This window comes from Haloferax profundi, from assembly GCF_001469865.1.
Classification (GTDB): domain Archaea; phylum Halobacteriota; class Halobacteria; order Halobacteriales; family Haloferacaceae; genus Haloferax; species Haloferax profundi.
In genome coordinates this window covers 1-12,580 of sequence record NZ_LOPV01000378.1, presented here as the reverse complement: position 1 = coordinate 12,580, position 12,580 = coordinate 1, and the positions used below count along the sequence as shown (strand labels likewise).

Below are 12,580 nucleotides of genomic sequence, written 5' to 3'. Positions count from 1 at the left end.
CCTCCGTTCGCGTGCGATACCAACTGAGTCATACACAGAGGTGAGTCTGTGACGAACTTAAGCGGTTCCCCTTTCGGGTTCCGTCTCCGTCGTCTCGGGCTCTTCGGGAGTCTGCGGTTCTTCGGCGGTCCGCCGTCGTTCTTCTTTCGGCGTTACGCGCTGACCCATCCAGTGGTAGGTGCCAATACTGGAGTACCCTTGCTCGTCGACTACCCTCTCGATTACCTTTCGGTCGTCCTCGTCTATCGAGACGACGTGTGCGACTATCTGTCCGGGGACGGTTATCGGACTTGCGGCCATCCCGATGACGAGTCCCGTAAAGGGTGCTTCGACGACGTGTTCTTCGCGTTTGAAGTGGTCGGAGATGGTACAGACCGACTTTCCCTCTTCGACGATTGGGTACGGTCCCCAGTCCATGTCGACCCACCCACCTGCAGTCGACCGAATCCACTTCTTCTCTTTCGACCCGACGATGCGTTGCCACACCGGTTCGCTTTCGAACTCGTCGTCTATCACGCCGAAGTAGGCGAAGAGGTTGTGCAAGTTTTCGAGTGCGCGGTCGACCAACACCGGTTGGTAGCGGTGTGCTTCACCCATCTCGACGGTGATGGTTGGAACCCCGTTTTCGGATGCGACCCGGCGCATCATGCCCTCAGACCCCGCCCCGTCGAGGACGATGCTCGAGAGGAAGGCGTTCGCCACCTCGGCCACTGCGGGGTCGCTCATGTCCGCTCGCGTGTGGAAGAGGGTCACCTTGTTCCGCGTCGACGTGTGGAAGTCCACACCGATGTCGCAGTTGGAGATGAAGCGGTCGTAGATGACTTTGGCAATTCGCTTCCCCTCGTTCCCGTTCTCCGACCCGGGGAACGACCGGTTCAGGTCGCGGTCGTAGATTGGCAGGTACCGCAGGTGTGCCCGGTAGCCCGGCACGTTGAGGACGTGCAGGCACACGATGGTCCCAGAGAGTTCCTGTGGGTCGTAGCGGTCTGCCACCTCCTGGACGACTTTTACCCCGTTGACTTCGTCGCCGTGCATCGCGGCGCTGACGAACACCCGTGGGCCCTTGTTGACACCGTTGATGATGGTCACCGGAATCTCTATCGGGTCTCCGAGGAAGGACTCTCCAACCTCGTACATGATGTGGCGTTTCTCACCGGGGCGTACCTCGGCGTCGTATCTGAATGGTTCTCCGTTGCTGGTGTTGCTGGACATCGTACTACCCTCCGGTTGGACAATCGTGCTCCGCTCCGGATGGGAGAGCATACGCCGAGTACGGGCAAAGACCTTAGCAGCTAGACAGTTTCCTGACTGACCGAATTTCGGGAGTATCACGTCGACACGGCAGACTGACGCCGGTATCGACGAGACACTGGAGAGAACGTCGAGACGAACTGAAAGAAAAAAACGTGGAGCGTCCAGCGCAGTTAGTCCAGACGCGCGGCGATGAGTTCTTCGAGGTCCTCGCGGAACTCGTCGACTTCTATCTCTTCGAGGACGGGCACGAAGAAGCCCTCCACGAGCATGTTGCGCGCCGTCTCTTCGGGGATGGACCGAGAGACCATGTAGAAGAGGTCCTCTTTGTCCACCTGTCCGACCGTCGCGGCGTGCGACGCTTCGGTGTCGTGGTTGTTGATGATGAGCTTCGGCGACGCGTCTGCTTCGGACTCGTCCGAGAGCATCAGCGTGTTCTCACGCTGGTAGGAGTTCGTACTCCACGCGTCGCGGCCGACGTCCTGGACACCCTCGTAGACCGAGCGGGCGTGGTCGTCGAGGACGCCGCGAGTCACGAGGTCTGCCGTCGTGTTCTCGGCTTTGTGCCAGACACGTGCGTTCACGTCGAGGTGCTGGTCGTTGTGACCGAAGAACGCGCCGACGATCTTCGTCTCCGAAGCGTCGCCGTTGAGTTCGGTCTCGATGTCGCTGCGGGTGAGGCGGGAGCCGAGGTTCCCCTCGATCCAGTTGATGGTCGAGTAGGTGCCGGCGTCCCCACGCTTGAGCGAGTACGTGTAGGTGTCTTCGTCGAGGTTCTGGAGCGACCCGTACTGGACGTACGAGTTCTCGCCCGCGTCGATTTCGACGAGGTTCGAGAAGTACCGCTCACCCTCCACGTCGGCGTCACCGGACTCGGTGCCTTCGAGGATGGTGACCGACGAGGACTTCTCGGTCACGACGAGCGTGTGACTGAAGAGCGACCGAGAGTTCATCTCGGCGCGAATCTTCACGTCTTCGGCGTTGACGTCCTCGGGGACGTAGATGAACGTACCCGTGGTGAACAGCGCCGCAGACAGTGCGGTGAGGTAGTTCGTCTCGAGGTCGAGGACGGAGCCGAATCGCTCCTCGATGAGGTCACCGTACTCGTCGAGCGCCTCCGTGAAGGGGAGGACGACGACGTCGTCGGGTGCCTCGCGGGTCGTCTCGTCGGACTGGTTCAGCGGGTCGACGAGCGACTCGAAGTCGAGGGCTTCGAGGTTCGTCCATCGGCGGCCCGGCGTCTGGATGACGTCGGGGAGTTCGAGCGTGTCGAGTGCTTCGAGGGCTTCGAGTCGGGCCTCGAGGAGCCACTCGGGCTCGTCCCGTGCGTCCGAAATCTCTCGTACTGTCTCTTCAGACAGGTTGGCGGGAAGTTGCGCACTCATTGGTTATCCGAGGCTACCCTCCATCTCGAGTTCGACGAGTCGGTTGAGTTCGACTGCGTACTCGATGGGCAGTTCCTCCGTGATGGGTTCGATGAACCCGGAGACGATCATCTGCTTTGCGTCGTCGTCGTCGAGGCCGCGCGACTGGAGGTAGAAGATGTCCTCGTCGCCGATCTTCCCGACGGTCGCCTCGTGAGCGACGTCCACGGTGGACTCGTTGATCTCCATGTACGGCATCGTGTCCGAGGTGGACTCGTTGTCGAACATCAGCGCGTCACACTCGACTGCCGTCGAGGAGTTGGTCGCGCCGTTTGCGATGTGGACGAGGCCGCGGTAGTTGGTGCGGCCGCCGTCCTTGGAGATGGACTTCGACTCGATGGTCGACTTGGTGTCGGGGGCGTTGTGGTAGACCTTCGCGCCGGTGTCGATGTTCTGGCCCTCGCCCGCGAAGGCGATGGTGATGTGGTTGTCGGACGCGCCGCGGCCCTTCAGGATGGACGCGGGGTAGAGCATGGTGGCCTTCGAGCCCATCGAGCCCGAAATCCACTCCATGCGCCCGTTCTTCTCGACGATGGCACGCTTCGTGTTGAGGTTGTACGTGTTCTTCGACCAGTTCTGGACGGTCGAGTACTGCACGTGGGCGTCCTCGCCGACGAACACTTCGACGCCGCCGGAGTGAAGGTTGAACGCGGAGTACTTGGGTGCCGAACAGCCCTCGATGTAGTGGACTTCGGAGCCCTTCTCTGCGACGATGAGCGTGTGTTCGAACTGGCCCATCCCCTCGGAGTTCATGCGGAAGTACGCCTGCACCGGCATGTCGACCGTCGTGTCCTCGGGGACGTAGACGAACGACCCACCGGACCAGATGGCCCCGTGGAGCGCGGCGAACTTGTTGTCGCTCGGGGGAACGCACTTCGTCATGAAGTACTCCTTGACGATGTCTTCGTGTTCCTGGACCGCCTGGTCCATGTTCATGAAGACGACGCCTTTCTCCTCCCAGCGTTCCTGCATGTTCTGGTAGACGACTTCGGACTCGTACTGGGCACCGACGCCCGAGAGGGCGTTCTTCTCGGCTTCCGGGATACCCAGTTTGTCGAACGTGTCCTTGATGTCGTCCGGCAGGTCGCGCCAGTCGTCGACACCGCCGCGGACTTCGACGTCGGGGCGGATGTACGGGACGATTTCGTCCACGTCGACCTCGGAGAGGTCAGGCTGGCCGGGCCAGTCGGTCGGCATCGGCATCTTCTGGTACTGCTTGAGCGCGCGGAGGCGGCGCTCCAGCATCCATTCGGGCTCGTCTTTGTCTTCCGAGATGACGCGGATGGTCTCTTCGTTGAGACCCTTCTCGGCCGCGAACGCGGCCTTCTGCTCCTTCTTGAACTCGAAGCGAGCTTCCGTGTCTGTCTCTTTTAGGTGGTCTTGGTCGGAACTCATGGTGTGTAGGTTGGTTTACGCGGCCTCGTAGACTTCCTCGCGGACCCAGTCGTACCCCTTGTCTTCGAGTTCGGACGCGAGGGACGCGTCGCCGCTCTTGACGACCTTTCCGTCCAGCATGATGTGGACGTAGTCGGGTTCGACGTATTCGAGGATACGCTGGTAGTGCGTGATCTGGAGGATACCCGTGCCCTGCTCGTCGCGGAGGGCGTTGATACCCTTCGAGACGTCCTGCAGGCGGTCGATGTCGAGACCGGAGTCGATCTCGTCGAGCACGGCGATGGATGGTTCGAGGATTGCGGCCTGCAGAACCTCGTTCTGTTTCTTCTCACCGCCGGAGAACCCGGCGTTGAGGTAGCGCTGCATGAACTTCTCGTCCATGTCGAGGAGGTCCATCTTCTCCTTGAGGAGCTTCTGGAACTCGGCGACGCCGACTTCGCCGTCGTCGACGTTGCCCTCCATCGGGGAGGTGTCGTAGCCGACGTCCTCTTCTTCTTCTTCCTCGTCCTCGCCGAAGAGGAGTTCTTCGCGCTCGTCGAGTTTCGCGTTGAGCGCGGTTCGGAGGAAGTTCGTCATGGTGACGCCTTCGATTTCCGCGGGGTACTGGAAGCCGAGGAAGATACCGAGCGCGGCGCGCTCGTTCGGTTCCAGTTCCAGAAGGTTCCACGTGCGGGCGTCGTCCGGAATTTCGAGGTCACCGAAGTCGCCCTCTTCCAGGTGGAGGAGGATTTCGCCGTCGGTTACCTCGTAGGCGGGGTGGCCGGCGATGATTTTAGAAGTCGTAGACTTGCCGGACCCGTTGGGACCCATCAGTGCGTGGATCTCGCCGGATTTGACTTCCAGGTCGACACCTCGCAGAATCTGCTCACCGTCTTCCTCCGCGACACGTGCGTGGAGGTTCTTGATCTCGAGAGTTGCCATCGTTGGTTCGTTGCCTCGTACTCGAACCCTGGGGAGTATCGCCCATAATGCTTGCGCATTCACCCCCGGTGCCTTTTGTAGAAAGAAAAATTGTTTTCAAATCCGCAAAGAAGACGTGATGGTTCGTGACATACGTCCGGGTTTCGGGTAGCCGAACATCGGTTCGTCGTCGGTGGTGGCGTAACCACCTGTGGTTACGTCAACGACCCTGTCTCGGTGCTCAGACGAAACTACCGAGACCAGTCTGTTCTTGACCGCTTTTGACTTCGTCCCAAGACATCCCAAGCGCTTCGATGATGCGTGAAATCGGGCCTTCGAGCGTCTTGTCGAGCATCGTGTCCCAGTCGACTTCGAACGCCGCCGGAACCTGGTCGGCGTACTCGAAACAGATGACGTCTGGGTCGCGTTTGAACGCGCGGTACAGGTCGTCCATCTGCGGGTCGAACCCATCTGCTTCCATGTCGCGGAACCACGACGGGTGGACCTTCGCGAGGTAGACGCGCTTCGGTTTCGACCCGCGTCCGAAGTTCGTCCCGAGGAACGTGTTCGCGTACTGCGCACCCCGGACGTGTGCTGTCGGCGTCTCGTAGGCGGACAGGCGTTTGCCGATGCCGCCGGGAATGCCAATCTCTTCGAGTGGCAGGTCGCCGGATTGGAAGTCGGTGATGATGTCGTGGAGGTAGTCTTTGATGACCTCCGTGTCCTCACCGTGGACGATCATGTCGATGACGTTCTTTTGGACTTCCTTCGTCACCTGCGCGATGTCCGAGCGTTTGTACTCGAACCCGGTGATGTCGATGTCGTCGACGTCCTTGCCTTCTTTCCAGACGATGTGACCGGCGTAGCGCTTCTTCTTGCCCGCCTGGAAGAACCGACGGTAGAGCTTCTCGAACTCGATTTGGAAGCGATGCTCGTCGGCACCGAGTGCCTCTTTCGCGAAGTCGTCGTAGGCGGCGTTGATGTGTTCTTCAATCTCGAACGACTGCTCGATAGCCTCGTCTTTCGACACGTCGGGGCCGAGTTCGAGCATGACGGAGTCGGTGTCGCCGTAGGCGACGTCGTAGCCGATTTCGTTCGCCGCTCGTTCCGTGAATTCGATGACTTCACGGCCCGTCGCCGTCACCGCCGCGCCCATCTCCTTGTCGTACAGGCGGAAGCGGTCCCACCCCAGCACACCGTACAGCGAGTTCATGATGACCTTCACTGCCGCCTGCTGACGGTCGAACTGCTCGTACGCGGAGGAACCGGGGTCGTGTTCGTTCCGGAGCGACTTCTTCTCCTCACGCTCGGCGAGGAGTTCGTCGACCATCTCCCGAATCATACCGTCGGGTTCCTGCCGGAAGTGGGTCCCGTTGGGTGCGTGGAACATCTCACCATCGTACTCGTCAGGGTCGACTTTGGTCTCCGGCGAGGCGTTGATAGTCACCATGCACATCGGGTACAGCGACTTCAAGTCGAGCACCGTGACGTTCTCTTTGACGCCCGTGATGGGGTCGAAGACGGCACCGCCCTCGTAGTCTTCCGACTCCTGTTTCCCCTTCGAGGGGAGCGCAAACTCGCCGTGGACCTTGTGGAGGACGTAGATGTCGACGGTGTCGCCCGGCGTCGGCGCGTCTTCGAGTTTACACCCGACGAACGTCCGCACCTCGTCCCAGAAGGCGACGATGTCCTGCTTGCGGTCGATTTCGACACACAACTCCACGTCACGAAGGTTGTACTCCAGCAAGCGCTCGGGGTCTTGCTCCCAGAGGTCACCGATGTCGCCCGAGTAGCGTTCTTTGCCGACGTCGAGTTCGAGTTCGCCGACGGCGTCGAGTCGGTACGATTCGAGTTCCGTGAACTGCGTCCGCTTGTAAGCGTACAACAGGTCGAAGACGACGCGGCCCTTGATGTCTGGGCCACCCCAGTTACTTCGCCACACCTCGCCGAGGCGTGACATCCGATCGGCGTCGAGTTCGTAGTCAGTCGTCGGGTTCAACACGTCGAGTCTGTCGAGGAAGTACGGGGCGTCGAAGTCCTCGAAGTTCCACCCGGTGAGTACGTCGGGGTCCGTCTCTTCGATGTACGCGAGGAACGCGTCGAGCATCGCCGGTTCTTCCTCGAAGGTTCGAACCTCCACCGACGCGCCGTCGCGGAGGAACTCGTAGTTCGGAAGCGCGTCGGGTCGCTTCCCCTCGCCGTCGGGGGCGACGGCGTGCCAGACGATGTACTCGTCGCGGTAGGAGTCGTGCGACGTGAGACAGATGATTGGTTCTTCACCCTCTTCGGGGAAGCCGTTTCTGTCGTTGACCTCGATGTCGAACGTGTTCACCCGCAGATTCGCGTCGACAGACGTCGGTTCGAGTTCTTGATGGGGAATCTGAATCGTCTCGTCGTCGAGACGGCGGTCCGGGACGCGCACGCCGTCTTTGATGTCTTTGTCGATGAGGAGACGATTCGGAAAGAGGATGTCGGCCTCGTAGTGGTCGAACTCGTCGCGGATTTGCCCGACGTCGCGGGGCGTCCGCGTGTGAATCCTCGTCAGTTCCTCGCCACGGATACTCTCGAACCCATCTTCCGTGCGCGTGATGACGTCCTTGTCGAGTACCTCGTCGTCGAGGCTGGCCGTCGGTGCGTAGAAGTACGGTTCGAACCCGAGGATGCGAACGTGTTCGGGTTCGTCGTCCGCCGTCCGACCGAAGACGTGGAGTACTGGATACTCGTCGCGGCCCGCCCCCTCGATGGTGTAGTCGACCTGTGTGACGGCCAGTTCGACCGTCCCGTCTGGGTCGGGAAAGCGCACCTCGTCTGTGTCGATGACGTCGGAGACGTGCTGGGCGGCGTCTCCGGCGACGATGGCGGCCTCTCCGTCTGGCCGCTCGTCACCTCCGCCGTCGGCGTCGTGTCCCCCGAAGTCGCTCAAACCCGTCTGCGTCATGCTCTCCGCTTCGGCGGCGCGGCTAAAAACCCCGGCGTTTCAACGACCCCCCATTCGAATTACGGAAAGACATATACCTGTGTGTGACATTCAGTGACACACGATATGACCGACCACGCAGCACCCGAACGGTGGGACGGCACGATCGACGGCACCGGACCGACTGGTCCGACAGGCGCCGAGACGATCGAATCCTACGATATCGACGGTGGCGTGGTGTTCTACGACGCGGAGAACCCACTCGCATGGGTCGAGGCGACACAATCGATGCGCCTCGACGACTGCGCCTAACTCGGCCGAAGCGGACTCTTTTTCTCGGCACGGCGTCTCGACGCGAGCGTGACGGACGACGAGCGACGCGGCGACGAGTCGGAGACGACAGAGCCGTCTCCCGGACGCGAGCAGGACACAGAGCGTTCCGCGCACGACGTTGCGTCCCCGGCCGACCGCGTAAAACGGTGGTCTCACCCCGAGTCACGGTGGGGAAATCCCGAGAAGGACCTCCCGAACATCCCCCGTGTCGACATCCCCGGTGAAGACCCCGACTCTGGTCTGGTCAGTGACTTCAGTGACGACGACGTCTCGGGGTTCGCTGCCGACGTCGACCCGGAAGTGTCTCGACTATTCTGGGCCAGCGTCGTCCTCGCCAACATCGGTCTCGCCGGCCTCGCACTCGGTCCGATGCTCGTCTACTTCCGCGGGCAGGTGCTGATTGGCGGGGGCGTGACGCTCCTCGGAATCGGCGCACTCGTGCGCGTCTACTACATGTACAAAGAGTACGAGGAGACAGACTGGTCGTCCGACGACGAAGACGCCAAAGCGTCGTCCGACGACGAACCCGACCGAGACGAACGCAACCGCTAACAGTCGCCGACGCCTTCGCCCGACCATGCGCACCGTCCGCGGGCCAGACGGCCGAACGTATCTGCTCGTCAAACGCTCCAGTGAGAGCAGTCGCGTCCGCGACCCGAAGACAGGCGAAGAACGCTACGTCTCCAACGACGAACTCGAAGCCGTCGGCGGCGAGTCACCACTCGAAACTGCGGCGCGCGCCGTCCCGGAGGCGGTCCGAACGATTCTCGTCGCGACACCGACCGAGCGCGCACTCGGCCTGCTCGTGGACCTCGTGGACCGTGGTCCGCTGCCAGTGGTCGAATTGCTCGATTCGTACGACCTCTGCGAGAGCGACCTGCACGGCCTCCTGACCGAGTTTCGAATCGCCGGTCTCGTCGAAGAGACGACGGTCTACGGCGAGCGAGGTTACGAGGCGACAGCAACCGCACGAGACGGCGTCGAACGCCTGCGTGCGAGCAGATAGAAGTCGACGTCGACCGTCGCACCCCTCAGTCGTCGGCGAGGACGCTCGCGATGTCCGGTGCGTCGGTTCGTTCGACTGTCGAGCGATTCGTCGTCGGGTTCTTCTCCACGCGCACCAGGTCGTCCGCCGCACCGACGAGTTCGTCGTCGTGGCTGACGATGAGTATCTGTTTGACGCCGCGTGACTGCATGTCTTCGACGAGGTCGACCAACCGCGAGACGTGGCCGGTGTCGAGGAAGACAGTCGGTTCGTCGAGGATGAGCGGTGGCAGTGGCGCAGCACCGTCGATACCCTCGGCGAGGAGGCGGTAGATTGCACACCGGAGGCTGAGGTTGAACAACGCGCGTTCCCCACCGGACAACTGCTCGGGGTCGAGTGCTGTCCCGTCTTTCTGGAAGACGGTCAGGCCGTACTCGCCGTCGAGTCGGATGCGCGAGTACGCATCGTTGGCGTAGACGAGGTCGAACGTCTCGTTGAGCATCCGTTCGAGCACCTCGACGTTCCGCTGTCGGAGGTCCGCGCGAAGGTCGCCGTAGGTCGATTCGAGCGTGGACACTTCGTCGTGGAGCGATTCGAGCGCACCCACTCGCTCGGCCAGTGCGTCACGGCGTTCGCGGAGTTCGTCGAGTCGTTCGAGGTCCGACTGCACCCCACCGATTCGGCTCTGGAGGTCGTCGCGCTGGTCGCGTAGTTTGGGGAGGACCTCCGTCTCGACTTTCTCGAGGTACGCTTCGGCGTTCTGTTTGCGCTTCTTGGCCGACTCGACCGCCGCTTCGTCGACTGCCTCCCGAAGTTCGGCGCGTCTGTTCCGGCGTTCTGTGAGGTGCTCGCGGCGTTCGTCGTTGACCTCGGCGAGCGTTTCGCGCCGCTCCCGGAGTCGCTCTTGGGTGTCGACTGTGTCGGCGCGCGTCTCGACGAGTGACTCGACGCGGTCCAATCGCTCGCGGCGAGTTTCGAGCGCGTCGAGGTCCGCTTCGAGGTCTTCGACCGTCGCTTCGACTGTGTCGGCGCGCTCCGCTTGCGTCGTCGCGGCCTCACGTTTCTCGGACGCTTCCGCGTCGAGTTCGTCTGCCGTCTCTCGTTTCTCGGTAGCGGCCTCACGGCGCGACTCGAGCGTCTTCTCGCGGTCCTCGATACGGTCGTCGAGGTGGGACAGCGAGTCGGTCAGTGAGTCGGCGCGCGTTTCCAGTTCCACGAGTCGTTCGGCCGCCTCGACAGCGGCGTCCAGCGACTCGACTGTCGACTCGAGTTCGTCTCGCTCGGCTTCGAGCGACTCGACGTCGGCCTCGCGGTCATCGATGGCGTCCACGTGGGGCGACCCATCGACCGGTTGCCCACACTCCGGACACTTGCCAGCGTCGCGGAGTTCTTCGGCCTCGGTGAGTCGTTCGCGGGCGTTCTTCAACTCGGTCTCGGTCTCTGCGAGTGATTCGCGGGCCTCCGAGCGCTCAGTGCGACGCTCGTCGAGGAGTGCCGCCGCAGACCCGCGTTCGACGGGTGCATCGGCGAACTGCTCGTCGATATCGGCTATCGAAGACTCGATGTCCGCCCGTTTCTCGCGGAACGATTCGAGTTCCGTCGCTGCCTCGTCTGCCGTAGACTCGTCTGCGTCTGCCGCCTCCCGCTTTTCTTCCGCGCGCGATTCGAGGTCGGTGGCCCGTTCTTCGAGGCGTTCGGCCTGCGTGCGAAGTGCCTGTGCTCGCTGCCGAGACTCGGACAACTCCTCGCGAATCTCGGATTCTCGCTCGGCCAGCGTGTCCCGCCGGGCGTCGATTGCATCGTCGCTCGCCTCGTCGAGGTCGGTCTCCGCCACCGCCGACTCGATGTCGTCGTCGAGTTCGTCGAGTTTCGCGTCGAGTTCGCGGATTCGGTCGGTGAGTGTGTCGCGTTCCGCTTCGTCTTCCGACACTTTCGACTGGAGTTCTTCGATGGCAGATTCGACCTCGGAGAGTCGTTCTCGCTTCTCGGCGTGTTCGTCGAGCGTCGACTGCGCCGCATCGAGCGTCGACTTCGCCTTGTCGCGTTGTGCCTCGTAGTTCGATACCTTCTCGTCTACCTCGGCGAGGTCGGATTCGAGCGCGTTGAGTCGCGCGTGGAGGTCTTCGTCTTCTTTGGCCGCGATTTGCGACTCGATGTCGTCGAGGACGCTCCGCTTGCTCGTCAGTACGTCTTCGACCCCTAACCGCGCGTTTCCGGCCCGCTCTCGGTACTCTTCGAGTTTCCCGAGTTGGAGCAGGTCGTCTATCATGTCCTGTCGCTGGGACGGCGAGGCGTTGATGAGTTTGTTGACCTCGCCTTGCTGGACGTACGCGCAGTTGACGAACGCCTCGGCGTCCATGCGGAGGAGCGAGGCCACGTGTCGCCGTACGTCGCGCGCGCCTTCGACAGTCCCGTCGGGACCCTCGAGGACACACTTCGCGGTGGTCGCGCGGTCACCCGAAACGCGGATGCGACGTTCGATGCGGTAGGTGCCGCCGTCGTGGACGAACTCGAGTTCGATTTCGGCGTCGTCCTCACCGGTCGTCACGACATCTTCCAGCGTGCCGGAGAGGGCCTTCGACCCGTAGAGTGCGAAGAAGCACGCTTCGAGGAGTGACGACTTTCCGCTCCCGTTGACGCCGTGGATGACGGTGACACCGTCGCGCACGTCGAGTTCGGCGTCGTCGTACGGCTTGAAGTTCCGGAGTGCGACGTGGGTGAACCTCACGCGAAATCACCCAGCGAACTGTCGCGGGCCGGTTCGGGTGCTGGTTCGTCAGCCGAGTCGTCGCTCGTCTCCGACTGCGTCTCTGGCGACTCCGATTGCGTCTCTGGCGACTCCGCGTCGCTCCCGGTAGTCCCCGCACCGCTCTCGACAGTCTCCGATTCGGAATCCACCGTCTCCGACGCAGTGTCCGCTTCCGCATCGGCATCGGACTCGTTCTCCGCCGTGACGAACGCACCGGGGTCGTCGTCGAGGAGCGATGCGACGCGTTCGCGAACCTCGTCGCGGACGTTCGAATCGGCGACTTTGCTCGCGCGCACCGTCTCGTCCACGTCGAGCGCTGCGCTCGACAGGCCCATCTCGCGGACTTTGTCGCGGACTGCGTCGTCGGGGTCCGCGAAGGACACGTCGACGTTCAGGTCTGCCTCGGTGTCTATCTCGCGTCGGTCGTTGACGCGGGCGACGAGTGCGCCTTGTTCGACGGCGAACGACTCGACTGCGGCGGGCGTGACCGACTCTCCCTCGCCGGTCAGGTCGACGATGACCACGGCGTCTTCGAGGTCGAACTCCCTGATGCGCTGTCGGACGCGCTCGATACCTTCGTCGCCCGAGAGGGACACGTCGATAAAGCGGAACGGCCGCGTTTCGAG

9 protein-coding genes and 1 pseudogene are annotated in these 12,580 nt (G+C 62.3%); 3 read left to right on the top strand and 7 right to left on the bottom strand.

The window, feature by feature from the left end; translation table 11 throughout:
• Positions 1-57: 57 nt before the first annotated feature.
• From AUR66_RS13460 to AUR66_RS13440, 5 genes are all read right to left on the bottom strand, one after another.
• The gene (locus AUR66_RS13460; RefSeq protein WP_082682213.1) at positions 58-1,212 is read right to left on the bottom strand and encodes a succinylglutamate desuccinylase/aspartoacylase family protein; all 1,155 of its coding nucleotides are present in this window, start codon (positions 1,210-1,212) and stop codon (positions 58-60) included.
• Positions 1,213-1,424: 212 nt separating this feature from the next.
• Entirely contained in the window at positions 1,425-2,636 is a 1,212-nt protein-coding gene (sufD, locus tag AUR66_RS13455; RefSeq protein WP_058572825.1) for a Fe-S cluster assembly protein SufD, read from the bottom strand.
• A 3-nt stretch (positions 2,637-2,639) separates the two neighbouring features.
• Positions 2,640-4,070, bottom strand: a complete 1,431-nt coding sequence (sufB, locus tag AUR66_RS13450; RefSeq protein ID WP_058572824.1) for a Fe-S cluster assembly protein SufB — start codon at positions 4,068-4,070, stop codon at positions 2,640-2,642.
• Between the two features lie 15 nt (positions 4,071-4,085).
• The gene (locus AUR66_RS13445) at positions 4,086-4,991 is read right to left on the bottom strand and encodes an ABC transporter ATP-binding protein (protein WP_058572823.1); all 906 of its coding nucleotides are present in this window, start codon (positions 4,989-4,991) and stop codon (positions 4,086-4,088) included.
• A 220-nt stretch (positions 4,992-5,211) separates the two neighbouring features.
• Positions 5,212-7,908 (bottom strand): DNA-directed DNA polymerase, encoded by a 2,697-nt coding sequence (locus AUR66_RS13440; protein WP_058572822.1) that lies wholly within the window; start codon positions 7,906-7,908, stop codon positions 5,212-5,214.
• 105 nt (positions 7,909-8,013) lie between these two features.
• On the opposite strand from AUR66_RS13440, the gene AUR66_RS13435 reads away from it, so the two are divergent.
• The 3 genes from AUR66_RS13435 to AUR66_RS13425 are packed head-to-tail and all read left to right on the top strand — an operon-like array spanning position 8,014 to position 9,226.
• Positions 8,014-8,199, top strand: a complete 186-nt coding sequence (locus tag AUR66_RS13435; protein WP_058572821.1) for a DUF7331 family protein — start codon at positions 8,014-8,016, stop codon at positions 8,197-8,199.
• A 48-nt stretch (positions 8,200-8,247) separates the two neighbouring features.
• Complete coding sequence (locus tag AUR66_RS13430) at positions 8,248-8,772, top strand: DUF7322 domain-containing protein (RefSeq protein ID WP_058572820.1); 525 nt, start codon at positions 8,248-8,250, stop codon at positions 8,770-8,772.
• 25 nt (positions 8,773-8,797) lie between these two features.
• Entirely contained in the window at positions 8,798-9,226 is a 429-nt protein-coding gene (locus AUR66_RS13425; RefSeq protein ID WP_058572819.1) for a DUF7346 family protein, read from the top strand.
• Between the two features lie 25 nt (positions 9,227-9,251).
• On the opposite strand, the gene rad50 is transcribed toward AUR66_RS13425, so the two are convergent.
• Together rad50 and AUR66_RS13415 are read right to left on the bottom strand one after the other, a co-directional pair.
• A complete protein-coding gene (rad50, locus tag AUR66_RS13420; RefSeq protein ID WP_058572818.1) occupies positions 9,252-11,933 on the bottom strand; it encodes a DNA double-strand break repair ATPase Rad50 in 2,682 nt (893 codons plus the stop codon).
• Positions 11,930-12,580 (bottom strand): annotated as a pseudogene (locus AUR66_RS13415) (DNA double-strand break repair protein Mre11); the annotation flags it as partial. The pseudogene AUR66_RS13415 and the gene rad50, both read right to left, overlap by 4 nt.

Bases quoted from the DNA above. Each gene is read 5' to 3' on its own strand.
- AUR66_RS13440 (WP_058572822.1), bottom strand. From the start codon at position 7,908: ATGACGCAGACGGGTTTGAGCGACTTCGGGGGACACGACGCCGACGGC.
- AUR66_RS13445 (WP_058572823.1), bottom strand. From the start codon at position 4,991: ATGGCAACTCTCGAGATCAAGAACCTCCACGCACGTGTCGCGGAGGAA.
- sufD (WP_058572825.1), bottom strand. From the start codon at position 2,636: ATGAGTGCGCAACTTCCCGCCAACCTGTCTGAAGAGACAGTACGAGAG.
- AUR66_RS13425 (WP_058572819.1), top strand. From the start codon at position 8,798: ATGCGCACCGTCCGCGGGCCAGACGGCCGAACGTATCTGCTCGTCAAA.
- sufB (WP_058572824.1), bottom strand. From the start codon at position 4,070: ATGAGTTCCGACCAAGACCACCTAAAAGAGACAGACACGGAAGCTCGC.
- AUR66_RS13460 (WP_082682213.1), bottom strand. From the start codon at position 1,212: ATGTCCAGCAACACCAGCAACGGAGAACCATTCAGATACGACGCCGAG.
- AUR66_RS13435 (WP_058572821.1), top strand. From the start codon at position 8,014: ATGACCGACCACGCAGCACCCGAACGGTGGGACGGCACGATCGACGGC.